Annotated in this window: 25 protein-coding genes and 5 tRNA genes; all 30 read right to left on the bottom strand. The window is 38.2% G+C overall.

The annotated features are described in order from the left end of the window. Positions 1-5: 5 nt before the first annotated feature. A complete protein-coding gene (gene rpmI / locus BN1208_RS02415) occupies positions 6-203 on the bottom strand; it encodes a 50S ribosomal protein L35 (RefSeq protein ID WP_028817792.1) in 198 nt (65 codons plus the stop codon). Positions 204-258: 55 nt separating this feature from the next. Further along, positions 259-813 carry a translation initiation factor IF-3 gene (gene infC / locus BN1208_RS02410; protein WP_082092823.1) on the bottom strand — a complete coding sequence of 185 codons (555 nt, stop codon included), beginning with the start codon at positions 811-813 and terminating at the stop codon, positions 259-261. A gap of 46 nt (positions 814-859) precedes the next feature. Further along, positions 860-2,767, bottom strand: coding sequence for a threonine--tRNA ligase (gene thrS / locus BN1208_RS02405; RefSeq protein ID WP_046487538.1), 1,908 nt, complete (start codon positions 2,765-2,767; stop codon positions 860-862). 81 nt (positions 2,768-2,848) lie between these two features. Beyond that, positions 2,849-2,925, bottom strand: a tRNA-Val gene (locus BN1208_RS02400). Positions 2,926-2,965: 40 nt separating this feature from the next. Then, complete coding sequence (locus tag BN1208_RS02395; RefSeq protein ID WP_052734614.1) at positions 2,966-3,814, bottom strand: sugar nucleotide-binding protein; 849 nt, start codon at positions 3,812-3,814, stop codon at positions 2,966-2,968. Continuing rightward, entirely contained in the window at positions 3,805-4,092 is a 288-nt protein-coding gene (locus BN1208_RS02390; protein WP_046487537.1) for a DUF2818 family protein, read from the bottom strand. The genes BN1208_RS02395 and BN1208_RS02390 overlap by 10 nt, the downstream gene beginning before the upstream one ends. Further along, positions 4,093-5,544: an NADH-quinone oxidoreductase subunit NuoN gene (gene nuoN, locus BN1208_RS02385; protein WP_046487536.1), complete on the bottom strand. Its 1,452-nt coding sequence runs from the start codon at positions 5,542-5,544 to the stop codon at positions 4,093-4,095. Beyond that, positions 5,545-7,047, bottom strand: coding sequence for an NADH-quinone oxidoreductase subunit M (locus BN1208_RS02380; RefSeq protein ID WP_046487534.1), 1,503 nt, complete (start codon positions 7,045-7,047; stop codon positions 5,545-5,547). Position 7,048: 1 nt separating this feature from the next. Beyond that, positions 7,049-9,052 carry an NADH-quinone oxidoreductase subunit L gene (nuoL, locus tag BN1208_RS02375; RefSeq protein WP_046487531.1) on the bottom strand — a complete coding sequence of 668 codons (2,004 nt, stop codon included), beginning with the start codon at positions 9,050-9,052 and terminating at the stop codon, positions 7,049-7,051. A gap of 3 nt (positions 9,053-9,055) precedes the next feature. Then, positions 9,056-9,361 (bottom strand): NADH-quinone oxidoreductase subunit NuoK, encoded by a 306-nt coding sequence (gene nuoK / locus BN1208_RS02370; protein ID WP_046487528.1) that lies wholly within the window; start codon positions 9,359-9,361, stop codon positions 9,056-9,058. Between the two features lie 5 nt (positions 9,362-9,366). Further along, positions 9,367-9,984, bottom strand: coding sequence for an NADH-quinone oxidoreductase subunit J (locus tag BN1208_RS02365; protein ID WP_046487526.1), 618 nt, complete (start codon positions 9,982-9,984; stop codon positions 9,367-9,369). A gap of 3 nt (positions 9,985-9,987) precedes the next feature. Continuing rightward, on the bottom strand, positions 9,988-10,479 hold the full coding sequence (gene nuoI, locus BN1208_RS02360; RefSeq protein WP_046487522.1) for an NADH-quinone oxidoreductase subunit NuoI: 492 nt from the start codon (positions 10,477-10,479) through the stop codon (positions 9,988-9,990). Next, positions 10,480-11,499 carry an NADH-quinone oxidoreductase subunit NuoH gene (nuoH, locus tag BN1208_RS02355; protein ID WP_223259258.1) on the bottom strand — a complete coding sequence of 340 codons (1,020 nt, stop codon included), beginning with the start codon at positions 11,497-11,499 and terminating at the stop codon, positions 10,480-10,482. Between the two features lie 13 nt (positions 11,500-11,512). Then, the gene (gene nuoG / locus BN1208_RS02350; protein WP_046487517.1) at positions 11,513-13,903 is read right to left on the bottom strand and encodes an NADH-quinone oxidoreductase subunit NuoG; all 2,391 of its coding nucleotides are present in this window, start codon (positions 13,901-13,903) and stop codon (positions 11,513-11,515) included. After that, positions 13,900-15,213, bottom strand: coding sequence for an NADH-quinone oxidoreductase subunit NuoF (gene nuoF / locus BN1208_RS02345; protein ID WP_046489216.1), 1,314 nt, complete (start codon positions 15,211-15,213; stop codon positions 13,900-13,902). The genes nuoG and nuoF overlap by 4 nt, the downstream gene beginning before the upstream one ends. Positions 15,214-15,219: 6 nt before the next feature. Beyond that, positions 15,220-15,693 (bottom strand): NADH-quinone oxidoreductase subunit NuoE, encoded by a 474-nt coding sequence (gene nuoE, locus BN1208_RS02340; protein WP_046487515.1) that lies wholly within the window; start codon positions 15,691-15,693, stop codon positions 15,220-15,222. Positions 15,694-15,697: 4 nt separating this feature from the next. Continuing rightward, positions 15,698-16,948 (bottom strand): NADH-quinone oxidoreductase subunit D, encoded by a 1,251-nt coding sequence (locus tag BN1208_RS02335; RefSeq protein ID WP_046487512.1) that lies wholly within the window; start codon positions 16,946-16,948, stop codon positions 15,698-15,700. Then, the gene (locus BN1208_RS02330) at positions 16,941-17,534 is read right to left on the bottom strand and encodes an NADH-quinone oxidoreductase subunit C (protein WP_046487510.1); all 594 of its coding nucleotides are present in this window, start codon (positions 17,532-17,534) and stop codon (positions 16,941-16,943) included. The genes BN1208_RS02335 and BN1208_RS02330 overlap by 8 nt, the downstream gene beginning before the upstream one ends. Positions 17,535-17,537: 3 nt before the next feature. Continuing rightward, the gene (locus BN1208_RS02325) at positions 17,538-18,014 is read right to left on the bottom strand and encodes a NuoB/complex I 20 kDa subunit family protein (protein WP_046487509.1); all 477 of its coding nucleotides are present in this window, start codon (positions 18,012-18,014) and stop codon (positions 17,538-17,540) included. Positions 18,015-18,017: 3 nt separating this feature from the next. Further along, positions 18,018-18,374, bottom strand: a complete 357-nt coding sequence (locus tag BN1208_RS02320) for an NADH-quinone oxidoreductase subunit A (protein WP_046487507.1) — start codon at positions 18,372-18,374, stop codon at positions 18,018-18,020. Between the two features lie 39 nt (positions 18,375-18,413). After that, positions 18,414-18,498 (bottom strand) — tRNA-Leu (locus BN1208_RS02315). 19 nt (positions 18,499-18,517) lie between these two features. After that, a complete protein-coding gene (gene secG, locus BN1208_RS02310; RefSeq protein ID WP_046487505.1) occupies positions 18,518-18,868 on the bottom strand; it encodes a preprotein translocase subunit SecG in 351 nt (116 codons plus the stop codon). 18 nt (positions 18,869-18,886) lie between these two features. Then, a complete protein-coding gene (gene tpiA / locus BN1208_RS02305; protein WP_046487503.1) occupies positions 18,887-19,639 on the bottom strand; it encodes a triose-phosphate isomerase in 753 nt (250 codons plus the stop codon). 69 nt (positions 19,640-19,708) lie between these two features. Next, positions 19,709-21,391 carry a single-stranded-DNA-specific exonuclease RecJ gene (recJ, locus tag BN1208_RS02300; protein ID WP_046487500.1) on the bottom strand — a complete coding sequence of 561 codons (1,683 nt, stop codon included), beginning with the start codon at positions 21,389-21,391 and terminating at the stop codon, positions 19,709-19,711. Continuing rightward, complete coding sequence (locus BN1208_RS07185) at positions 21,381-22,304, bottom strand: hypothetical protein (RefSeq protein WP_156157763.1); 924 nt, start codon at positions 22,302-22,304, stop codon at positions 21,381-21,383. The genes recJ and BN1208_RS07185 overlap by 11 nt, the downstream gene beginning before the upstream one ends. A gap of 22 nt (positions 22,305-22,326) precedes the next feature. Further along, a tRNA-Leu gene (locus tag BN1208_RS02290) sits at positions 22,327-22,413 on the bottom strand. Between the two features lie 69 nt (positions 22,414-22,482). Then, positions 22,483-22,556, bottom strand: a tRNA-Cys gene (locus BN1208_RS02285). 55 nt (positions 22,557-22,611) lie between these two features. After that, a tRNA-Gly gene (locus BN1208_RS02280) sits at positions 22,612-22,687 on the bottom strand. Between the two features lie 69 nt (positions 22,688-22,756). Next, entirely contained in the window at positions 22,757-23,335 is a 579-nt protein-coding gene (gene pgsA, locus BN1208_RS02275) for a CDP-diacylglycerol--glycerol-3-phosphate 3-phosphatidyltransferase (protein ID WP_046487497.1), read from the bottom strand. A gap of 13 nt (positions 23,336-23,348) precedes the next feature. Then, entirely contained in the window at positions 23,349-25,145 is a 1,797-nt protein-coding gene (gene uvrC / locus BN1208_RS02270; protein WP_046487495.1) for an excinuclease ABC subunit UvrC, read from the bottom strand. Between the last annotated feature and the right edge of the window lie 2 nt (positions 25,146-25,147).

Below are 25,147 nucleotides of genomic sequence, written 5' to 3'. Positions count from 1 at the left end.
TCTCCTTATTGAGTTGGCATCATCGCGCGAACGCGTTTGATATCGGTTGCTGAAATGAGGACAGTGCCTCTAAGATTACGTTTTTGTTTCGTTGTTTTTTTGGTCAAGATATGACGTAAATGAGAACGTGTTCTCTTTACCATACCACTTCCTAAAAACTTGAAGCGCTTTTTCGCGCCACTTTTTGTTTTCATTTTTGGCATTTTGATCTCCTTAGTTAGAGTAGTAAGAGTGCTTAGGCATGCCGTTTAAGCCGTATCACTCAGAAACTTTTGCTTCAGTGGTTTTGGGTTTGACTTTTTTTTGCGGAGCCAAAACCATTACCATTTGTCGACCTTCCATTTTCGGAAATTGTTCGACGACTGCGTATTCCATTAAATCATGTTCAACACGTTTTAGAATTGCTAAACCGTATTCTTGATGCGTTATTTCTCGACCTCTAAAGCGCAAGGTGATCTTTGCCTTATCGCCATCTGAAAGGAACCCAATGAGGTTTCGTATTTTGATGTTGTAATCACCATCATCTGTTCCCGGTCTAAACTTCACTTCTTTAATCTTGACCTGCTTTTGTTTTAAGCGGGTTTCGTGTTGCTTCTTACTTTCTGCATATTTAAACTTACCGTAGTCAAGCAATCGACATACGGGTGGTAGGGCTTGTGGAGCAATTTCCACTAGATCGATATCTATCTCTTCTGCTTTTGCAAATGCCTCAGCTAGTGTCACTATGCCAAGCGCTTCGCCGTTTACGCCAATTAATCGAATTTCTTGAGCTGTAATATCTCCGTTAATTCTGACTTCTTTCTCTTGAGCGATAACAAATCCCCTGTAAATATAAAAGAAAAACCGCGCTACCTTATTGCTAGACTTTAGTTTGAACTTCCTGATTTAGTCGATCAATCAATGACTTAATCGACATAGATCCTAAGTCTTCGCCTTTTCGGGTTCGCACGGCAACTTGCCCAGCTTCCATTTCCTTTTCCCCTACAATTAAGAGATAAGGAATTTTTTGTAAGCTATGTTCGCGTATTTTATAGGTTATTTTCTCATTTCTCAAGTCAGAATCGCATCGGATGTGGTTTTTCTTGAGTTCATCCATGACTTTTGAAGCGTAGCTTGCGTGTGCGTCAGCAATATTAAGGATAACCGCTTGTGTCGGGGCAATCCAAAGAGGCATAGCACCCGAGTAATGCTCAATAAGAATTCCAATAAAACGCTCCATAGAACCTACAATAGCCCGATGTAACATCACAGGATGTTTGCGGCTATTGTCTTCTGTGACATATTCAGCGCCTAGGCGCTCAGGTAAGTTAAAGTCGAGCTGGATCGTTCCGCACTGCCACAGGCGGCTTAAGCTGTCTTTTAGGGTAAATTCGATCTTAGGGCCATAAAAAGCCCCTTCCCCAGGCTGAAGGTCAAATTCGAGCTTATTTTCAACTAAAGCAGCTTTAAGGGCAGATTCAGCCTTATCCCAAGTTTCGTCCGAGCCAACCCGTTTCTCAGGGCGAGTCGATAATTTCACTAAAACATCCTTAAATCCGAAGTCTTGGTAGGCTTTAAAAAGCATCACAATAAATTGAGCGACTTCATCTTTAATCTGTTCTTCCGTGCAAAAGATATGGGCATCATCTTGCGTAAATCCACGAACACGCATTAAGCCATGGAGTGATCCTGATGGCTCGTTTCGATGGCATGAACCAAATTCTGCAAGCCTTAAAGGAAGGTCACGATAGCTATGAAGGGTGTTATTAAAAATTTGAATGTGGCCAGGGCAATTCATTGGCTTCACTGCATAATCTCTATTTTCTGACGACGTTGTAAACATATTGTCGCGGTAGTTTTGCCAGTGTCCGGATTTTTCCCACAAAGTCTTATCCATCATTGTTGGCGTTCTCACTTCTTGATATCCATAATCCAAGAACATCTTGCGCATGTAATGTTCAACTTCCTGCCAAATCGACCATCCCTTGGGATGCCAAAACACCATACCAGGTGCCTCATCTTGCATATGGAATAAATCGAGTTGTTTACCTAATTTACGATGATCTCTTTTTTCTGCTTCTTCCAACATGAAGAGATAGTTTTGTAAGTCTTCTTTATTAGTCCATGCAGTGCCATAAATTCTTTGTAGCATTTCATTTTTAGAATCCCCGCGCCAATATGCGCCAGCCACTTTCATTAATTTAAATACTTTTAATTTTCCAGTCGATGGTACATGTGGGCCTCGACAAAGATCCGTAAATTCACCTTCGGTGTACAAGGAAACTTCCTGATCTGCTGGAATAGATTCAATAATTTCAGCTTTATAATTTTCTTTAATTGATTTGAAATATTTAACTGCATCATTACGCAGCAATACTTTTCTTGTGATGGGTAAATCGCGATTAACAATTTCTGTCATCTTCTTTTCAATTTTCTCTAGATCTTCTGGCGTGAAAGGTCGCGTATATGAAAAGTCATAATAAAAACCATGTTCAATGACCGGGCCAATCGTTACTTGTGCATCCGGGAATAACTCTTTAACAGCATATGCCATAAGATGAGCAGTTGAATGGCGAATAACTTGAAGCCCTTCAGGATTTTTATCAGTGATGATCGCAAGATCGCTATCCTCACGAATGACGAATGAAAGATCGACAAGTTGATCATTCACGCGGCCTGCAAGCGCTGCGCGGGCTAGTCCAGCACCAATATTTTGTGCAACTTCTGCAACGGTCACGTCACTTTCGTATTGTCGCTTAGACCCGTCTGGTAATCTTATTTCAGGCATAGTTGAATTGAATTATTAAGGATTGCACCATTTTATAAGCTTTTCAGCATTCTAGATAGCTTGAGCCATGATACAAAAAATTGGTAGGCGCGATTGGAATCGAACCAACGACCCCCACCATGTCAAGGTGGTGCTCTAACCAGCTGAGCTACGCGCCTAAAGAATTTAGGAATTTGGATTCTATCCTATTGAAGAACCCTAATCAATGATCGCTTCGTAACCATACGTAAAATCAGGGTACTTTAATACAAATCCAGTTTGATTCAACAAAACAGATTGCAATTGCTTGCCACTTTCCAAAATCGGAAGCTCAATCGTATCGGTTGTTAATTGAAGACGATTTCTGATCCACGTTAACACATCATATTGTTTAGTAGGCACGCCATCTGTTACAAGATAAAGTGGCTCAATAGATTCATTCATCATAATTCTCTTCATAAGAAATACAATAAAACGAGCAGCATCTTCTTCATGAATTCGATTAGACCAATTATTGGTTGCAGGCCAATTACCCGGATTACTTTGAGCTAATTGAATCATGCGTTTTCGATTAGGGCCATAAATACCCGACAAACGTAATATGGTGGCTTTATCTTTTAGCTGACGTGCAACCGTTTCAGCTTCCATTAAAGCTTCACCTCCATAATCAGAAGGTTCTGCAATATCAAGCTCACTTAAAATCTTAGTCGTTTTTTGTCCGTACACTCTTGTGCTTGAAACAAAGAAAAGATGCTTGAAGTGATCCAGCTCCAAAATCGCTTCGTACGTTTTTTTTAAGCCGACTACATAATGATCTTGATAACTTTCAATAGACTGTGTGTCTGCAGAAACAGCGTAGATAATGATTTCAGGGTTTATTAATTTAATGACATCAATAGCTTCGGTTTTTAAAATATCAACTTGATGCATTTCGATAGAAGCGGGTGATTTTCTTAAGCTTCGACTAAAGCCATATAATTTAAATACATCGGGGTCAGCATTATTGACGATTGAGAAACCAAGTTGGCCACAACCTATAATTAAAACTTTAAGAAATTTTATTTCCAAAGCGTTTTAAAAATGAAGCCAGGAAAAGAGAAAACTAAAAATAAAAAGAAAGTCACTGCATAAAATTCCCAGGCTTGCGGTTGAATATGTCCTATCATTTTAAACTCTGCCAAAAGTAAAATACCGCCGGTGACAAAATATAGAATCACCACTTCGAACAAAGCCCAAAAAAAAGGTTTTTTGTGGGATGGAAATTTCTTGATAAAAAGGAATTCACTAAACATCCAAGGCACATTAGCCATGATAATCGCAACGAGAATAAGTATTGATTGCATCATTTAATGAAGACTCAAGGCTACCGCTTGCGTTGTAGCCTCCATCAATCTATGGGGTACTAAACCCACAAGTAGAAGTGCTAATGCATTGGCCGACAAAATCCATTGCATATCCATCGAAACATCTAATTTACTTTTTAATTTTGGCTCATCAAAATACATCAGTTTTACAATCCTCATGTAATAAAACATCCCGACCAAAGCCATCATAACTGCATAGACAACAAACATTGCAAAGCCTGCATCAAACGCTGCTTGAAGCACCATAAATTTTGCATAGAACCCAACGGTAGGAGGAATACCTGCCATACTCAACATGGTGATGAGCATAAGGAATGCATACCAAGGATTTCTTTTATTCAGACCCTTAAAGTCTTCCAGTGTTTCACACTCGAAATTTTTACGAGACATCATCATGAGTATTGCAAAAGATACTAGTGTCATAAACATATAACTCACAACATAAAATAAACTTGATGCATAGCCATTAAGTGTGCCGCTCATCAAACCAAAAAGAATAAAACCAATATGAGAAATCGTTGAGTATGCATACATACGCTTGATATTTGTTTGTGCGATAGCTGTGACATTTCCAATACCAATGGAAAGCACCGCCATAATCAGCATCATTTGTTTCCAATCGACCATCATCGACTGCAATCCATCACCTAGTATGCGAACTGTAATTGCAAAAGCTGCTAATTTAGGAACAGAACTAATCAGCATGGCGATTGATGAAGGTGAGCCTTCATATACATCAGGGACCCACATTTGAAAAGGTACTGCACCTAATTTGAAAGCAAGGCCGGCGACCACAAAGACAAGGCCTAGTATAAGAATTGCATGGTCTGTTGGGTGATTCAATAAAGTCGTTGAAATCACGTTTAAATCTAAACTTGAGGTCGCACCATAAATCATAGACATGCCATAAAGAAGAAGGCCTGATGCAAGAGCGCCCAATACAAAATATTTAATGGCTGACTCAGTGGCTTTTTGGTTGTCACGATCAAGCGCTGTCAGGGAATATAAACATAAAGAGAGAAGCTCTAATCCCATATAAACAAGAAGCATATTATGACTTGAGATCATAATCATCATGCCAAGCAATGCAAATAGAACAAGCGCAAAGTATTCGCCTCGATACAAATTACGGTCTTTCATATAGGACCGGCTATAGAAAAAAATGAGTGACGTACCAACATAACTCATCATTTTTAAAAAATCTGCAAAACTGTCACGCACAAACATATTTGAAAAAGCAAATTGCGTTTCATGACTAAAATTCTGACTAGTTAGATAAGCGCTGCCTAATAAAGTCAATTGAGATAAAGCAAAAATAATCCAACGTTGAGATGGCTTAATAAATAAATCTGTCATAAGCACAACCATTGCCATTGAAAGCACAAGAATTTCTGGCAAGATTAAAAAAAGATCAGATTGAATAAGTTGATTCATTTATACATCCATGGGCAATGAGGTGATAGGTTTTATTAAGTGCATATGCTCTAGAAATTGAACTGTCGTGGCATTTGTCATATCAGTAATAATCTTTGGGTAAACGCCCACTATAATAATAAGGACTGCCAAAATAGAAAGAATAGAAAATTCACGCCAAGAGATATCTTTTAATGCGCTAATTTTTTGATTGCGTGGTGGCCCATAAAATACACGCTTCACCATCCATAAGGAATAAGCTGCACCAAAGATGAGTGAGCTTGCAGCTATCAAAGCAATCCAAAAATTATTTTGCATCGCACTCATGATCACCATAAATTCACCTACAAAACCTGAAGTACCTGGAAGCCCGCAATTGGCCATAGCAAAAAATACTGCGAAAGCTGCGAAGGTAGGCATCGTATGCATGACACCCCCATAATCTCCAATCTCTCTCGTGTGCAATCTGTCATATAAAACGCCAACAGATAAAAACATCGCTGCAGAAATAAAGCCGTGAGAAATCATTTGAACGTATGCGCCCTCAATACCGATTGAATTAAACATAAATAGACCTAGAGTGACAAAACCCATGTGTGATATGGATGAATAAGCGATCAGTTTTTTCATGTCTTTTTGCACAAGGGCGATCAATGCAATATATAAAATAGCAATCAGTGACAACGTCACCATAAAATCTTTTAAATAAATCGCGGCATCTGGTGCAATCGGCATTGCAAATCGCATAAAACTATAGGCACCCAATTTCAACATCACTGCTGCCAAAACGACCGATCCGCCAGTCGGCGCTTCAACGTGAGCATCAGGTAGCCATGTATGCAAAGGCCACATTGGAATCTTGACTGCAAAAGCCATGAAGAAAGCTAAGAAGATGAAGATCTGAGGATAGAGACCTAGGCCGGCATTATAAAAATTGACGACTTCGAACGAATGAGTTTGCAAGTAAAGATAAATGAACGCGACCAACATTAATAAAGAACCTAAAACAGTATATAAAAAGAATTTAATCGTGGCATAAATTCTATTAGGTCCACCCCAAATACCAATCACCAAGAACATAGGGATAAGCATTGCCTCCCAAAAAATATAATAGAGCATGGCATCAAGCGCACTAAATACCCCAATCATGAGACCTGACATTATCAAGAAAGCTGCCATATATTGTGCAACTCTATCTTTAATCGATCGCCATGAAGCCATGACAACAATAACTGTTGTGAAGCTTGTTAAAAGAATTAAAGGGACTGCGAAACCATCTACGCCTAAATGGTAATTAATATGAAAGGCAGGAATCCAATGGAAGAATTCTTGGAACTGAAACTGTCCAAAGGAAAAATCGAATGCTGTGTAAAGTGGGATGGTAATTAAAAATGAAATCAGGCTACTGATAAGTGAAAACCATTTGGCTTGTGTATCGCTTATTTTTCCACTTAATAAAAGTATAAGGCCGCCTAAAAAGATAGGTGTCCAAATTGAGAAACTTAATATGTGGGTTAAATTCATCTTATATTTTTATAAAAAAAGTTAAGAATAAAAATACACCTATGACCATTGCAAAAGCATAGTGATAAATATAGCCTGATTGAATAACACGTATTTTTTCTGCAAGCTTACTAATTGATTTAGCTGTTCCATTAACAAGCCATCCATCAATAATTTTGACATCCCCTATTTGCCAGAATTTGTCGCCTAAGAAGCGACTGCCGAATGCAAAAAACTTTTCGTTAAATGAATCAAAGCCATATTTGTTTTCTAATACGCGGTAAATCGTCTGTGTGCGATTAAAAATAGTTTTGGGTAAATTTAAATTCACTTCATAACAGTAATAAGCAAAGGCAACACCACTCAATGCAAATAAGAAAGGTAGGCTTGTGATGCTATGCAATGCCATGCCAAAAGGCCCATGATAAATTTCGTGAAAGTGATGGCTTAGTAATTCCATCGTTGGATGCGCTTCAATATCCAGGAAAATGCTTTTTGAAAGAAAACTACCAAATAAAATTGGTTCGATTGTCATGAAGCCAATCACAACGGAAGGAATAGCAAGGAGCACTAAAGGTAAGGTGACGCTTAGAGGACTTTCGTGTGGATTGTCTTTTGACGTTAAGCCATGATGGTGATCGTCATGATGTGTAAGTTTTTGAAGACGCCATTTCTCTTTGCCATGGAACACAAGGAAATAAAGTCTAAATGAATAAAAAGCTGTTACAAAGACACCTACCAATACGGAAAAGTAAGCAAAGTGACTTCCTGAAATGTCGGACAATTTGACAGCTTCGATCAAACTATCTTTTGAATAGAATCCTGAAAATAGCGGCGTGCCTATTAATGCTAGGGAGCCAATTAAAAAAGTTATCCAAGTAATAGGCATATATTTTTTTAAGTTACCCATATTTTGAATATTTTGATCGTGATGCATCCCTATAATGACTGAACCAGCCCCTAGAAAAAGTAAGGCTTTAAAGAATGCGTGTGTCATTAAATGAAACATAGCCACCGAATAAGCTGAAGCTCCTAATGCCACTGTCATATAACCCAATTGCGAAAGTGTTGAATAAGCAATGACACGCTTAATATCATTTTGAATGATACCCAATAAGCCCATAAACAAAGCCGTGATAGCACCAATAATCATTACGAATGAAAGTGCTGTGTCAGAAAGCTCAAATAAAGGCGATGTCCGTGCGACCATAAAAATACCAGCGGTCACCATCGTTGCAGCATGAATCAGCGCTGATATAGGCGTCGGACCTTCCATCGAATCTGGAAGCCACACATGAAGTGGTACTTGTGCGGACTTGCCCATAGCTCCAATAAATAACAAAATACATATGACGGTGACCACATTAACAGGCTGGCCAAATAACTCCATTGTGTGCGCCGCCATAATGCCAGTACTTTTAAATACAGTTACATAATCGAGAGAGCCAGTCCAATAGAGAATCAAAGCAATACCTAAAATAAAACCAAAATCACCAACACGATTTACTAAAAAGGCTTTTAAGTTTGCATAGATTGCGGTGGGTCTCTCAAACCAGAATCCAATAAGAAGATAAGACACCAGGCCTACAGCCTCCCATCCAAAAAAGAGCTGCATAAAGTTATTGCTCATGACTAACATCAACATTGAAAAGGTAAACAAGGAGATATAACTAAAAAATCTTCGGTAGCCTGGATCCCCTTTCATATAGCCCATCGTATAAATATGAACCATCAGTGATACAAAAGTCACGACCACCATCATCATGGCTGTTAAATTATCAATTAAGAACCCGACTTCAAATTGATAGTGGCCTGTGAGAAGCCATTGATATATAGTTTGATTTAAAACTAAACCACTTAAAGTCTGGTTTAAAGTGATACATGAGAGCACAAATGCAAAGAAGACAGACGTGATCGTCATGCTCGAAGCAAAAACCTCTGGCAATTTTCGACCCAAAATACCCACGCAAAAAGAGGCTATGAGGGGTAGTAAAGGAACGGCTAGATATGCATAGATAGAATTCAATGATTATCCGTTTAGACGATTTAAATCGTCTACGTTGATAGAACGTGTATTTCTGAAAATTAAAACGATGATTGCTAAACCTATGGCAGATTCTGCGGCCGCGACAGTTAAAATAAAAAAAACAAAAATTTGACCCGTAATATCATTTAGATAATGTGAGAAAGCAATAAAATTAATATTAACTGCGAGCAACATAAGCTCAATCGACATAAGTAAAATAATGATATTCTTTCGATTAAGAAAAATACCTACCACACTGATTGTAAATAAAATCGCGGCTAGGATGAGATAATGCGATAAACCAATCATGTTCTCTACCTCCTTTTAGGCTTTAGATACTTTTCTTCCGACTTCATTTGAACTATTCGCACACGATCTGCACGTTTAACGGCCACCTGATCAGCAGGATTTGTCTTCTTACTATCCCTGCGATCGCGAAGCGTCAAAGCTATCGCTGAAATAATTGCAATAAGCAATACGACAGAAGCTAACTCAAAAGGAAGCACATAATCTGAATACAGGGTATTCCCTATCATTTCCGTATTCGATGTATTAGAAATTGGTTCTGTCACAGGCAAAAGATTAAATTGTTTAGTTTTAAATACCATAACCATTTCAATCATCATAAGGACACCAATAAATCCTGCCATCGGAAGATAATCCCAAAAGCCTTCTCTTAATTTATCAAGATTAATATCAAGCATCATGACCACAAAAAGAAATAAGACCATCACAGCGCCAACATAAACAAGCACTAACGCAATCGCTAAAAATTCAGCATGCAAAAGAAGCCAAATGCCTGCGGCATTAAAAAATGCTAGAACCAAAGAAAGTGCTGCAGTGACTGGATTTCTAGAAGTAATTACACTGAGTCCTGAAGCTATAAGAACAAAAGACAAAACGTAAAATACAAGACTCTTAAATTCAATCATAATTTATCGAAACCTCTCATCTTGAGCACGGTCTTCTGCAATTTGTTTTTCATATTTGTCGCCCACCGCAAGTAACATCTCTTTTGTATAAAGCAAATCGCCTCGCGATTCACCGTGATAATCAAAAATTCTTGTTTCAACAATCGAGTCTACTGGGCAAGATTCTTCACAGAAACCACAAAAGATACATTTAGTAAGATCAATGTCGTAACGTGTCGTACGTCTCGTCTTATCTTCGCGCTCTTCGGATTCAATAGTGATTGCCATGGCAGGGCACACTGCTTCACATAATTTACATGCAATACATCGCTCTTCTCCGTTTGCATAACGACGAAGTGCATGAAGACCTCTAAAGCGATTTGATTGGGGCGTTCTTTCTTCCGGATATTGCACGGTAATCTTTCTTGCAAAGAAATAGCGGCCAGTAAGGAGCATGCCTTTAAGAAGCTCAATGAGCATCAAACTTGATAAGAATTGTTTGGTTTTTTTAATCATTTAGTGAAATAAATATCCCCATGAGGTTTGCATCATGCCTCCAATAAATACAATCCAGGCAATAGTGATTGGAATAAAGATTTTCCAACCCAGTCGCATGATCTGATCATATCGATAACGAGGAAATGTCGCTCTAAACCATAAGAAGAAAAATAATAAAAATGCAACTTTTACTAAAAGCCATAAGAAGCTATCTGGAATAAATGGAATAGGTGATAACCATCCACCTAAGAACATCAATGCTGCAAGCATCGATACTAAAATCATATTTGCATATTCTGCCAAGAAAAAAACTGCAAAGCCCATGCCTGAATACTCTACGTGAAATCCAGCCACAATTTCTGACTCACCTTCAGCCACATCAAAAGGCGCTCGATTTGTTTCGGCTACAGCACTAATAAAGTAGATGATAAATAAAGGAAATAAAGGCCAAATATACCAATGCCAAAATCCACCCTCTTGTCCCATGACAATTTTTCCTAGATTTAAACTATTAGCACACATTAAAACGCCTACTAAAGCAAATCCCATTGCAATTTCATAAGACACAATCTGAGCTGCGGAACGTAAACTTCCTAGAAAAGCATATTTAGAATTTGAAGCCCAACCAGCAATAATAACTCCATACACGGCGATAGATGTCATGGCTAAGATATACAAAAGACTTGCATCAATATCTGCGATCACCAAATTGAGATCAAAAGGGATCACAGCCCAGGCTGCAAAAGCTGGAGCAATGGCCAAAATTGGCGCCAAGAAAAATAAAACTTTATTTGAGGCTGTAGGAAGAATAATTTCCTTGAATAAAAGCTTTAATGCATCCGCAATAGGCTGAAGCAATCCAAAATAACCGACACGATTAGGTCCGATACGAACTTGCATGTATCCAATAACTTTCCTTTCGAAATAAGTAAGGTAAGCCACAGATATCATTAAAGGCAAAACGACAGCTACAATTTTTAAGAGTATCCATAATGTTTTGGCAATGTCAGGCCACCAAACTCCAAATGTGGATGTCATCAAACCATCCATCTTAAGATGCGCCCTTTGAAATTACTTTTTTAACTGTGATATCGCCATAAATATCAGACAGATTGGCTGTTTCATCAATACCACTTGGTATGTAAATAGATCCTTCCGGGATACTTATATCTTCAATGACTAAAAGATTTACCCATTGGTTACCTTGCATGACTTTAATTTTGTCATTCTCTTTAAGTCTTAACGTCTTCATCTCTAGTGGATGCAGCTTTGCAAATGCTTTTGATTTTCTAATTGCTGTTTGAAGTGAGGGCGCTCGTCTTACAATTGGATCTATAAGGTATTGATGCATTTCACCAATACGCGAAAATTGCTTAGGTTTAGTGTTACGTATTTTGTAATCACTTACGATATCAATTTCATTAGAAAGCTCTTTTGAGATAAATTGTTTTTTAAATTTAATATGAGCTTCTTTGACATCTAAACTAGATTCATAATCAAAACCTTTTAAATCAAGATGATTAGCTAGCACTCTTAGTACTTTCCAGGCAGGTCTCGATTGACCTAGAGGCTGGGTAACCGCTGCGTAGCTTTGAACTCGTCCTTCCATGTTAACGATCGTACCTGATGATTCTGTAAATGGTGAGATGGGCAGAAGCACATCCACATTTTTAAGGTATTCCGAATTGTATGAGGTTAATGCAACAGTAAAATCTGAAGAAACAATGGCATTTTCTATTAGCTGAGCACTTGATCCATCTAATTGAGGCTCAATATTTAAGAAAACATAAGCTTTTAATTTTTTCTCCAACATCGAACGTGCATTTAAGCCATCTTCTTCAGGGAGAACATTAGCGGCATGAAGTCCGACACTATTTGCATAACTGGGTAAAACAGCGAAAGTAGCCTGAGATAATTTTGAAATTTCAAAAGCAAGTTTATAGATGGTTGAGAAGTCTGGATGTTCTTCTGCTACCTGGCCTAAAAGCAAAGATGTATTATTTTTTTTACCTGCTAAAACATTTTTCATTAAATGCTCGGCTATTGCGTCGCTTGTTTTATCTGTTTTAACTTTTTCAATATCAGCTTTAATAAATTTAATATCTTTTTTTAATACACCCTTTATTTCTGTCATCGATTTTAAAATTTTTGCAAGGGCTTGAGGGAGTATGTGCGAGGCCTGAATCATTTTCTCAGACACAGTCATAAGAGGATCTGCATCTATTGAGTTGACTATAAAAAGATTGGCACCATGATTCACAGCCTTACGAATTCTTGATGCTAAAAGTGGCTGTTCATTTCTTATATTGCTGCCAATTAAAAGGTATTGATCAAAGAGACCGATTGCATCAATCCGACTTCCTAACCAGGGAGAGTTTTGATGTTTTATTGAAAAGTCAGATTGACGCATACGATGATCAATATGAGGTGACTTTAATGTGCTACTTATTTTCTTAGCAAGTAACCCCTCTTCAATTGTGCTTTGAGGCGATATTAAGACACCTAATTCCTCAGGGCCGTGATGGTCTACGATATGTTTTAATTTTTCACTTACAAGTGCTAGAGCGGTTTCCCAATCTGACTCTTTCCATTGGCCTTTTTCTTTAATCATAGGAACTTGTAAGCGATCTTCACTATTCAAGCCTTCATATGAAAAACGATCACGATCAGAAATCCAACATTCATTAATTGACTCCTCTTCACGAGGCAGCACTCTAATCACTTTGTTCTGTTTAATATGCGCTTCAAGAGGTGAGCCAAGACTATCATGATGAGCAAAGGTTGGTCTTCTAATTAACTCCCATGTACGCGCTTTATATCTAAATGGTTTACTTGTAAGTGCGCCTACAGGGCACAAGTCAATAATATTGCCAGAGAGTTCTGATTGAATGGAGCGATCAACGTAAGCGGTAATTTCAGAATGCTCGCCTCGACCGACCATGCCTAGCTCCATCATTCCGCCGACTTCCTGCAAAAATCTCACACATCGCGTGCATTGAATACATCGGGTCATATCTGTTGAAATGAGTGGGCCTATATTTTTATTAAATACCACACGTTTTTCTTCCTTATAACGCGTTTGACCGCCACCGAATGCAACAGCAGTATCTTGAAGCTCGCACTCACCGCCTTGATCGCAAATTGGGCAGTCTAGAGGATGATTAATAAGTAAGAATTCCATGACACTTTGCTGTGCATCGACAGCAATTTTAGATTTTGTTGAAACCTTCATTCCATCTGCAACCTGGGTAGCGCATGCGGGTAATGGTTTATTAAATTTTTCTACTTCCACCAAACACATACGGCAATTTGCTGCGATCGATAATTTTTTGTGATAGCAAAAACGAGGAATCGGAATGCCTGCTTTATCTGCAGCGGCAATGATCGTCGTATTTTTTTCTACTTTTATTTTCTTGCCATCAATTTCAATTGTGATTGTCATTTAGCTTTAATCATAGAATGACCATGTTCAATAAAATATTCAAACTCAGGTCTAAAGTGTTTAATAAAACTTAATACAGGTGTCGCGGCTGCGTCGCCTAAAGCACATATTGTTCTGCCAGAAATTTTTTTACTAACATCCGTTAAAAGATCAAGATCTTCCATGGTGCCTTTGCCATCCACAATTCTTTTGATGACTCGATAAACCCAACCTGTTCCTTCACGACAAGGTGTGCATTGACCACAAGACTCTTCATAAAAGAAATAAGAAAGACGCTTTAAAGCGGTGACCATACAAGTAGAATCATCCATGATAATCACGGAGCCAGCTCCTAAACTCGACCCAATTTTTTGCAGTCCATCATAATCCATCGTTGCATTTTCAATGAGTGCTGCTGGAACAAGGGCTGTGGAGGGCCCGCCAGGAATCACTGCTTTTAATTTCCTTCGATGCCAAATACCGCCAGCCATATTTAATAATTCACTAAAAGGTGTACCCATTTTAATTTCATAATTACCTGGCCTTTCAACGTGGCCTGAAACAGAAAATAATTTAACACCGCCTGAGTTTTCAACGCCTAAATCTTGAAATGCCTGGCCACCATGCTCTAAAATCCAAGGTACTGATGCAAATGTTTCAGTATTATTCACATTAGTAGGTTTGCCATAAATACCATAAGTTGCTGGAAAAGGTGGCTTATATCGCGGCTGTCCCTTTTTACCTTCAATCGATTCAATGAGAGCTGTTTCTTCGCCACATATGTAAGCACCATATCCATGCACTGCATACAAATCAAAACTAAAATGTGAGCCCAAAATATCTTCACCTAAAAAGCCATGGGATCTTGCTTCATCGAGTGCTTTTTCAAAAATCTCGTACTCACGCCAGATCTCACCATGGATATAGTTATAACCAGTGCGAGTGCCCATCACATAAGCAGCTATCAGCATGCCTTCGATAAGTTGATGTGGATTGTATCTAAGAATGTCACGATCTTTAAATGTGCCAGGCTCACCCTCATCTGAGTTACATACAAGATATTTAATCCCATCATAATCGCGAGACATAAAAGACCATTTAATAGCAGTTGGGAATCCTGCACCACCGCGACCTCTTAATCCTGAAGTTTTTAATTCAGCAAGAATTGCTTCGGGTTTTATTTTATTTTTAAGAATTTTTTTAAATTGTTCATACCCACCTAATTTCAAATAGGTGCTTATTGAACCTGGGTCGTCATGAACCATAGTTCTTAGACAAACCAAATCTTGATTAGGAAAAATTTTATGGGGCTTAATAGTATCTATTTGCATTACCATTTATTTAAGGCTCGCTATAAGCTTGTCAATTTTTTCAGTAGTCAAATGCTCATGCATGGTGTGATTGTTAATTAAGCATAAGGGTGCGCCGCTGCATGCTCCCATGCACTCCCCTTCTTTCAGTGAAAACTTTTTATCTTTAGTTAACTCACCAAAACTAATGCCCAATTTTTTTTCTAAGTGCTGCACAATTTCATCAGAATTTCTTAACATGCATGAAATATTGGTACATATAGTGATTTGATACTTACCCTTTGATTCTAAATTGAACATATTATAAAAAGTTGCAACTTCCATCACTGCGATTTCTGGCATTTCAAGGTAATGAGCCACATCAGAAATATGTTCATGCGACAACCAACCATGTCTCGTTTGAACTATGCGCAATGCGGAGATGACTGCAGATCGTTTTTGGTTGTCCGGAAATTTCTTTAACTCTTTATCAATTAATTTAATATCGTCAGTGTGTATCATTTTTTTACCGATCAATCTCACCAAACACAATATCTTGCGTGCCAATAATGGCAACCAAGTCAGATATCATATGACCACGTGTCATTTCATCTAATGCTGCCAAATGCGGAAATCCTGCGGCCCGTATTTTTAACCGATAAGGCTTATTTGCACCATCTGAAATTAAATAGATACCAAATTCACCCTTGGGGTGTTCGACTGCAGCGTATGCCTCACCTGCTGGGATATGAAAACCTTCTGTAAATAATTTAAAGTGGTGAATCATAGCTTCCATATCTTCCTTCATAGCAGATCGGGTCGGAGGTGCTACTTTATGATTATCACTAATTACAGGGCCTGGATTTTTTCTTAACCAGTCTATGCATTGCTTAATAATGTGATTAGATTGTCTAAATTCTTCTATACGAACGAGGTATCGGTCGTAACAATCTCCATTAACACCAATAGGAATATCAAAATCAAGCCGGTCGTATACTTCATAAGGTTGTTTTTTTCTTAGATCCCATGCAATACCTGATCCCCTTAACATAGGTCCTGTCATACCAAGCGCTATTGCTCGATCAGGATCCACAACACCAATACCAACTGTGCGCTGTTTCCATATACGGTTATCTGTTAATAACGTTTCATATTCATCTACATATGTTGGAAAGCGATTTGAAAAATCTTCAATAAAATCTAAAAGTGAACCGCTACGATTTTGATTTAAACCATCTAATTCTTTTTTGTTTTTCAAACTAGATTCGAATTGAGGCATGCGATCAGGGAGATCACGATAAACACCGCCAGGACGATAATATGCTGCATGCATTCTGGCACCTGATGCCGCTTCATAACAATCAAAGAGATCTTCTCTTTCTCGAAATGCATATAAGAAAACAGTCATAGCGCCTACATCAAGTGCATGCGCGCCTAACCATAATAAATGATTTAAGATACGTGTAATTTCATCAAACATCACGCGGATATATTGAGCACGAAGTGGCACATCTATATTTAATAATTTTTCAATAGCCAAAACATAAGCATGCTCATTCGCCATCATGGATACATAATCTAAACGATCCATATAAGGAACGGTTTGTAAGTACGTTCTATTCTCAGCTAACTTTTCTGTGCCGCGATGAAGTAATCCAATATGAGGATCTGCACGCTGAATGACTTCGCCATCAAGCTCTAATACTAATCGCAACACGCCATGAGCTGCAGGGTGTTGGGGGCCAAAATTCATCGTATAGTTTCGAATCTCAGCCATTGTGGAAACCTTCTTCACGAATGATTCTTGGGACGTTATTTCTTTCATCGATCGAAACAGGTTGGTAAATCACGCGTTTTTGTACATCGTCATAACGCACTTCAACTTTACCAATCATCGGAAAATCTTTACGGAATGGATAACCTACAAATCCATAATCAGTCAGTATGCGTCTTAGGTCAGGGTGGTCGGTAAACATAAAACCAAATAAATCGAAAGCTTCACGCTCATACCAATTAGCAGCTGGCCATAAATCTATAATCGATGGAAATAATGGAAAGTCTTCTTCTTTAGAAAAAGTTCTTACGCGAATCCGATGATTATGTTCTATCGACAAAAAATGATAAACAACGGCAAAGCGAGATTTCGTCCAAGTACCCTCACCATAATCTTTGTAATCAACACCGCAAAGATCAATGAGCTGAACGAATTCAAATGCTTTGTGTTGTTTTAAGGTTTTTAAAGTTATTAGGAGATCGTCGATCTTTACTTCAATTGTGAGTTCATTATGCTCAATGGATGCACGAGTTATTTCTTTACCAAAAATAGATTTTGTTTCTTTAAGTAAAGTTTCAACTGAGCTCATGGATTAACGTGCAATCGTATTGGTTCGTTTAATTTTATTTTGAAGCTGAATAATGCCAAACATAAGAGCTTCAGCTGTGGGTGGGCAACCAGGTACATACACATCAACAGGAACAATGCGATCACAACCACGAACAACTGAATAAGAATAATGATAGTAACCACCGCCATTTGCACAAGAGCCCATCGAAATCACCCAGCGAGGCTCTGCCATCTGATCGTAGACTTTTCTTAGTGCAGGTGCCATTTTGTTCACTAATGTTCCTGCCACGATCATGACATCTGACTGCCTCGGACTTGGTCTAAATACAACACCAAATCGATCTAGGTCATATCGAGCCGCACCCGCATGCATCATTTCAACAGCGCAACAAGCCAAGCCAAAAGTCATAGGCCATAAAGAGCCTGTGCGTGTGTAATTAATAAGGGTATCTAGATTTGTAGTGACAAATCCTTTTTCCATAACGCCTTCAATGCTCATTCGCTATTCCCAATCAAGGGCCCCTTTCTTCCATTCGTAAATAAATCCAACTACTAAAATAGCTAGAAAAATCATCATGGCAAGAAATCCAAACATACCAATTTTTTGAATGACGACTGCCCAGGGAAAAAGAAATGTTATTTCAAGATCAAATAAAATAAAGAGAATGGCGACAAGATAATATCGCACATCAAATTTCATACGCGCATCTTCAAAAGCTTCGAAGCCACATTCGTATGGAGAGTTTTTTTCGCTATCAGGTTTATTAGGTGAGAGAATGCTGCCGATGAGAAGAGGCCCTGCACCAACCGCAAGTCCTACGCATATGAACAATAAAATTGGAAAATAATTTTCCAGCACAGCGATTCCTTAAACAAATACCACATGATTTTCTTAATTTGGTGCCGTCGGAGAGACTCGAACTCTCACGACTTTCGTCACTACCCCCTCAAGATAGCGTGTCTACCAATTCCACCACGACGGCTTTATAGATTTAACAGTCTCTATTTTGGGATATTTTGAGCGCCACTTGATGAATTTGACTGAGCTTCGCTGCTTTTAGTTTCAGAAGATTTTTGCACTTCTGATGACTCAGTTTCTTTCACCACACTTCCGGTGCCTGATTTTTGACCTGCGATGAACGCCAAGGAAATGCTGGTCAGAAAAAAGACTAAAACAAATATTGCTGTTGTTCTACTTAAAAAATTCGATGAGCCACTTACGCCGAATAAACTACCTGATGATCCGCTTCCGAAAGCCGCACCCATATCCGCGCCCTTACCGTGTTGCATCAGCACCAAACCAATGACGCCTAAGCATGCAATCACATGAATAATTGTTACTAAATTTTCCATAGTCCTATTTTCTTTGATTTATATTTCGGCTGAATGACAAATAGACTCAAAATCACTTGCATTTAAAGATGCTCGTCCTACGAGTCCGCCGTCTACGTCTGGCATAGAGAATAATTGTATCGCATTTTGAGGGTTTACGCTTCCTCCATAGATGATTTTGAGGCTCTTTATGACCTCAGTATTTGAGGATAATTTCTCACGAATAAATTGATGCATTGCTTGCGCTTGCTCAGGAGAGGCTGCTAAGTCAGAGCCAATAGCCCATATAGGCTCATAAGCAATTACGGTCTCATCAAAAATTTCTTCGCCGTACATTTCAATAATCGTATCAAGCTGCTTAGATACTACTTTTTCCATGATGCCAGCTTCCCTCTCAATTAAAGTTTCACCCACACATAGAATCGGCGTCATACCTGCTTTTTTAACCATCATAAATTTGGTAGCAATATTTTCATCGGACTCGCAATAAGCCGTACTTCTCTCTGAGTGGCCAATAATCGCATAGCTTGCACCAAACTCTTTGAGCATGGAAACACTCACTTCGCCTGTAAAAGCGCCTGATTCATACTTAGCCACGTTCTGGGCGCCCCAAAAAATAGGTGAATGCTTTAGATGGGATTGTGTTTGAAACAAATAAGGATAAGGGGCACAGACGACAATATCGACCGAAATTGCTTGGGGTATCTTTTCTACCAAGGCTTTAAGAAGTCTTTCATTAGACGCCAAAGAACCATTCATTTTCCAATTACCAACAACGATTTTACGTCTCATGACAGTCTCTTAAATAGTTTGTTGAATTTTACTTTGTTGGGGCAGGATGGGCAATTAAGGATGTCATCTTTAGGTCAACATCCTTAATTGAATTTGAATTTTTTTATTGCCATTAAACTCATTAGAATCAACCTGATAGATCGCTTTTATCTTACGAGGGAGGTGCTCACTGTGATTAAAATAAATAGCTTCAAATACCTTGTTTTGTAATAAGAGATTTAACTTTAAATGTTTATCTGCAAGGATTCTTTGCTCAACAACTTCAAATTCACCTTCAAAAATAGGAAGAGGAAAACCTTGCCCCCAAACTTGCGAATTAATGTGCTCTACATCTTCATAAGTCACTTCTGAAAAATTAAGCGCATCATCAACTTCAATAGTTAATTCGAGGTCGTCTGATGTAATTAAACCTCTGACTGTTTCTTCAAAGAAATGGACGAAGCGATCAAAATCCTTTTCTTTTATAGTGAGCCCAGCAGCCATGGCATGACCACCGAATGTGATAAGAATGCTTGGATCCTTTTTTGAAATAAGATCAAGAGCATCTCTTAAATGGAGTGATTGAATGGATCTCCCTGAGCCTTTGAGGATTCCTTCTTCAGACTTAGCAAATACAATGACGGGACGATGATATTTGTCTTTAATTCGAGAAGCGATAATTCCAATCACACCTTGATGCCACGAAGGGTCATAGAGCGCAATACTAAATTGAGCCTCACAATTTAAATCATGTAATTGAATGGAGGCGCCATCTTTCATTTCAGACTCAATTGATCTTCTTTTAAGATTTAAAGCTTCGAGTGATGATGCAATAAATCGAGCATCCTCATAACTATCAGATAAAAGACATTGAATACCTAAAGTCATATCATCTAATCTTCCTGCAGCATTCAGTCTTGGTGCAATACTAAAAGCAAGATCAGAAGTATGAAATTGCGATGGATTTTTTTTAGCTAATGCCATCAGTGCTCGAATACCAGGATTGGCCTGACCTGACCTGATTCTTCGAATACCATATTCAACTAAAGTACGATTATTACGATCTAAAGGTACTAGATCTGCAACCGTACCTAGAGCTACAAGGTCGATTAACTGCATTAGGTTAGGCTCTATATTATCTTTAAAATAATCTCGTTTTCTAAGTTCAGCTCTCAAGGCTAGCATCACATAAAAAATAACGCCTACGCCACATAAATATTTACTTGGAAAGTCACAACCATGCTGATTAGGATTCACAATACACTTAGCACTAGGTAATGTTTCGCCAGGAAGATGATGATCTGTAACCAATACATCAATACCATATTGATTTGCTTGATTTACACCCTCTACACTTGCGATGCCGTTATCGACAGTAATAATAATTTTAGGATTTTTTTCTTTTGCTAAATCAACAATTTCAGGCGTCAAACCATAACCAAATTCAAATCGATTAGGAACCAGATAATCTACATCAGCGCCCATAATCTTAAGCGCCCTTACCCCGACAGCCGTTGAGGTTGCACCATCCGTATCATAATCACCAATGATAAGAATTTTATGTTTTTGTAAGATAGCGTCCGCTAAGATAGATGCCATCAATGTGTTATTGGTTAAAGCTTCCGGAGGAATAATTTTCTCAATTAAGAGTGTGGCGTCATCTATATGCTTAATACCGCGGGCTGAATAAAACTTTGCCAAATGACGATTAAGTCCTGAATTAACGAGGGCATTTAAAGCAGTATGGTCAATTTTTTTTGATTTAATGAACATTGAAATAGTTTTTTACTGTGTGAGTTTTTTTCCATACTTTAAATAGCTGTATGAATCGATTGTTAATATGCAAAAGCTGATCTTGGTAATTCAAATAAATATTCAAATTCTTTATTTTTCGTTTTTTAAAATTGTTCCATATCACTTCTAAAATGTGATCTATTTCCCCATCATCTTCAAAAGCAATTAATGCGTCTTGATTGACATCATCTTGATGAAAATTATCTAAAGACTGAAGAGAGGTATTTATACCAATCGATAGTACTTTCTTTAAAAATTCAGTATTAGAAAAAATAGTTGTATATGAATTTTTAATCACTTGAGGTATGACACCGCCCCCTGAAAACCAAATACTATTAGATGGCAGAAGTTCTCGACGAAGCCTATCTTGGTTTATAGGATGATCAAAAAGAAACATTTGAATTTCATTCATAAATGCATGCCATGTCATAGCTTCATTACCCTGCGGCATAAATAATTCAATTGACTGACGCTTGATATGTGCAATCGATGTCGTTTTAATATGAGGCTGTTTTTTTAACTCAAGAAATAACTGCCCTTGATCATTGAAAACAAATGCACGAGCGTCATCCTTAAATGTTTCATTAAGGGCATCGCATAAACTTTCGATTTCGTTTTGAGTAAAATTACCTGTTAATTTTTTTTCCAAAAAAAATGTATCTCTTTGAAGACTTAAATACACAGGGTCTGCATAAAGATAATAAAGTGTTTGATTTTTCTGATAATCGATCGAAGCTAATGGGTAATCTGGATTAGGCTTTATGCCCAATAAATGGCATAAAAATTCTTCGTAGGAAAAATTTAAAAACTCCACATCTCCTATCGTTAAAAACCGATCAAGTATTGGATGATCACGCTCAAGAGAAGCTTTGCAAAGAAGTGTTGTATTCAAACTACAAGGAAATAATAAAATGTGGTGCCCGGGGCCGGAATCGAACCGGCACGCCCTTGCGAGCGAGAGATTTTAAGTCTCTTGTGTCTACCAATTTCACCACCCGGGCCTTTTGAAATAAAACTAAGAGCGAATTTTATCACTAAATTATTCTCAAATAGGCTTAACTACTAATAAGTGGAGGCGCGAGCCAGAATCGAACTGGCGTCTACGGCTTTGCAGGCCGCTGCATAACCATTTTGCTATCGCGCCACATCAATATCTCCAAAATTAAAAAGGGGAAGACGATGCTTCCCCGATTTTGATTTGGAGCGGGAAACGAGTCTCGAACTCGCGACCTCAACCTTGGCAAGGTTGCGCTCTACCAACTGAGCTATTCCCGCGTAAAGAAGCGAGTATTTTAGCGTTTTTTGAGCTAGTGTCAATTTAAAGTCTCGTCCAAACCCTGAGGTTTACCTTATTTTAATACTCTTTCTCAAGGTAGGCCATGCCATGCGAATGTAATAACCCATCGAAATTACAGTAAGCAGTGCGGCTATATTAATCAATATATTACCTATCCACTTTACATTGATAAACCATAGATTGTCCCAGTAAAGGAGCATTAAAATAGCAATCATTTGGATCGTAGTCTTAAGCTTACCTACAAACATTACCGCCATACCACCTGGCTTGCCAATTGTTGCCATCCATTCGCGTAAAGAACTAATGGAGAGCTCGCGACCAATGATCACTAAAGAGATAATCGCATTGACCCGATCAAGCTCTACCAACACAAGAAGGGCAGCCACTACCATCAATTTGTCTGCTACGGGATCAAAAAAAGCACCGAATTTAGAGACTTGATTTAAATACCGCGCAAAGAATCCATCTAACCAGTCTGTGATTGCCGCAAATAAGAAAATGCCAGCACCTATCCAATTCATTAAAGGCTGACCAATTAAAGTATGAGGTAGGTAATAAATACCCACAAAACAAGGAATCAAAAACACCCTGAAAAAAGTAAGTGCATTAGGAACATTAATTTTCATATGTATTTATTTTTCAATGAAAGTAGTCGTAAATTTTTTCAGCTAATTTCTTATTAATACCATCAACCATGATAATTTCTTCAATACTAGCATTTTTAATACGCTCTATACCGCCAAAATAGACGAGTAGATTTTTTCTCTTTTGTGCACCAATACCCTCAATATCCTCTAGAGATGAAGTAATTCTTTTTTTAGCACGCTTCGCTCTGTGGCCTGAAATAGCAAAACGATGCGCTTCGTCTCTTATTTGCTGGATTAGATGAAATCCAACATTATCTTTTTTTACAATGATGGGATCAGTTTTACCTTCTAAAAAAAGTTGTTCCAATCCTGGCTTTCTCCCCTCACCTTTAGCAATACCCACAAGCATAATATCGCTCAAGCCTAATTCTTGAATCACCTCAATGGCTATATTGAGCTGGCCCTTGCCCCCATCAATAAAAATAAGATCAGGCTTCACACCTTCACCTGTTGCAATTTTTTTGTAGCGACGCATTAATACTTCTCGCATGGCGGCATAATCATCGCCTGGCGTAATATCTTCAATATTAAAACGTCTATATTCTTTATTTTGAAGATTACCTTTATCAAACACTACACAAGAAGCTACCGTGCCCTCGCCCATGGTATGGCTAATATCAAAACATTCGATTCTGGAAAATGAGTCCGATAGATTGAAAATAGCTTTCAATGCTTCCACCCTATTTTCCTGGCTTTCTGATTGCATCAGTTTTTGTTTTAAAGCAATCTGCGCATTCTTTTGCGCCATAGTGAGCCATACACGTTTATCACCGATTGCTTTATTAATCACCTTCACTTCGATGTCGTAATTTAATTTAAAAAATTCAGACATAAGCGATTGATTCACATGTTCTTGGGTCACGATTAATTTAGGTATAGTTTGATTTGTATAGTATTGAGCAATAAAGGTTTCAATCACATCTTGAGTTTCAACATCCGTAGCGTTTTTTGGAAAGAAACTTTTGTCACCTAAATGTCTGCCTGCACGAATCATGACTAAGTTCAGGCAATATTCACCTTCTTCTTCAACACAAGCAATAATGTCAGCATCGCTAGCACTAAAGTCACTGACAAATTGTTTTGTTCTAACTTGTCTTAAACTTTGAATGCGATCGCGATATAAAGCTGCATGTTCATATGCGTGTGAAGTAGCTGCTTCATTCATTTGGTTTGTAAGTTGGCTTATAACTTCACTGTCCTTGCCTTCTAGAAAAAGTGATGCATGTTTAATATCATTTTTATACTCATCCTCTCGAATAAGATCGACACATGGTGCAGTGCAGCGATGAATCTGATATTGAAGACACGGTCTTGATCTATTTTTGAATACTGAGTTTTCGCATGTTCTTAATTTAAAAACTTTTTGTAAGAGCTGAATGCTCTCTCTTACTGCATTTGTATTCGGGAAGGGTCCAAAATATTGGTTTCCTTTTTTCTGAGCGCCTCGATGAAAAGCTAAACGCGGATATTTTTCGCCAGTGAGAACAATGTATGGGTAAGACTTATCATCCCTAAAAATAACGTTATAACGCGGCATGTGAGACTTAATCATATTATTTTCTAAGATCAAAGCCTCAGTTTCCGAGTGCGTCACTGTGATTTCAATATGGTCAATGTGACCCACCATCATTTTTGTTCTAGGACTTGCAATCGTTTTAACAAAGTAAGATGAAACCCTTTTCTTTAGGTCTTTGGCTTTCCCGACATAAATGACTTCCCCAGCCTGATTAATCATTCGATATACACCAGGTAAATTAGGGAGTGTTTTTAAAAAGGGTTTAATGTCCATCT

It is taken from the genome of Candidatus Methylopumilus planktonicus (assembly GCF_000981505.1).
Taxonomy (GTDB): Bacteria; Pseudomonadota; Gammaproteobacteria; order Burkholderiales; family Methylophilaceae; genus Methylopumilus; species Methylopumilus planktonicus.
Note: the sequence above shows the minus strand (reverse complement) of the source record. Positions and strands in the feature narration are given on the sequence as shown.

Coding starts and splice junctions, on each gene's coding strand:
- rpmI (WP_028817792.1), bottom strand. CDS start 203: ATGCCAAAAATGAAAACAAAAAGTGGCGCGAAAAAGCGCTTCAAGTTT.
- thrS (WP_046487538.1), bottom strand. CDS start 2,767: ATGCCTGAAATAAGATTACCAGACGGGTCTAAGCGACAATACGAAAGT.
- BN1208_RS02390 (WP_046487537.1), bottom strand. CDS start 4,092: ATGATGCAATCAATACTTATTCTCGTTGCGATTATCATGGCTAATGTG.
- nuoN (WP_046487536.1), bottom strand. CDS start 5,544: ATGAATCAACTTATTCAATCTGATCTTTTTTTAATCTTGCCAGAAATT.
- BN1208_RS02380 (WP_046487534.1), bottom strand. CDS start 7,047: ATGAATTTAACCCACATATTAAGTTTCTCAATTTGGACACCTATCTTT.
- nuoK (WP_046487528.1), bottom strand. CDS start 9,361: ATGATTGGTTTATCGCATTATCTCATCCTAGCCGCGATTTTATTTACA.
- BN1208_RS02365 (WP_046487526.1), bottom strand. CDS start 9,984: ATGATTGAATTTAAGAGTCTTGTATTTTACGTTTTGTCTTTTGTTCTT.
- nuoI (WP_046487522.1), bottom strand. CDS start 10,479: ATGATTAAAAAAACCAAACAATTCTTATCAAGTTTGATGCTCATTGAG.
- nuoH (WP_223259258.1), bottom strand. CDS start 11,499: ATGACATCCACATTTGGAGTTTGGTGGCCTGACATTGCCAAAACATTA.
- nuoG (WP_046487517.1), bottom strand. CDS start 13,903: ATGACAATCACAATTGAAATTGATGGCAAGAAAATAAAAGTAGAAAAA.
- nuoF (WP_046489216.1), bottom strand. CDS start 15,213: ATGCAAATAGATACTATTAAGCCCCATAAAATTTTTCCTAATCAAGAT.
- nuoE (WP_046487515.1), bottom strand. CDS start 15,693: ATGATACACACTGACGATATTAAATTAATTGATAAAGAGTTAAAGAAA.
- BN1208_RS02335 (WP_046487512.1), bottom strand. CDS start 16,948: ATGGCTGAGATTCGAAACTATACGATGAATTTTGGCCCCCAACACCCT.
- BN1208_RS02330 (WP_046487510.1), bottom strand. CDS start 17,534: ATGAGCTCAGTTGAAACTTTACTTAAAGAAACAAAATCTATTTTTGGT.
- BN1208_RS02325 (WP_046487509.1), bottom strand. CDS start 18,014: ATGAGCATTGAAGGCGTTATGGAAAAAGGATTTGTCACTACAAATCTA.
- secG (WP_046487505.1), bottom strand. CDS start 18,868: ATGGAAAATTTAGTAACAATTATTCATGTGATTGCATGCTTAGGCGTC.
- tpiA (WP_046487503.1), bottom strand. CDS start 19,639: ATGAGACGTAAAATCGTTGTTGGTAATTGGAAAATGAATGGTTCTTTG.
- recJ (WP_046487500.1), bottom strand. CDS start 21,391: ATGTTCATTAAATCAAAAAAAATTGACCATACTGCTTTAAATGCCCTC.
- pgsA (WP_046487497.1), bottom strand. CDS start 23,335: ATGAAAATTAATGTTCCTAATGCACTTACTTTTTTCAGGGTGTTTTTG.
- uvrC (WP_046487495.1), bottom strand. CDS start 25,145: ATGGACATTAAACCCTTTTTAAAAACACTCCCTAATTTACCTGGTGTA.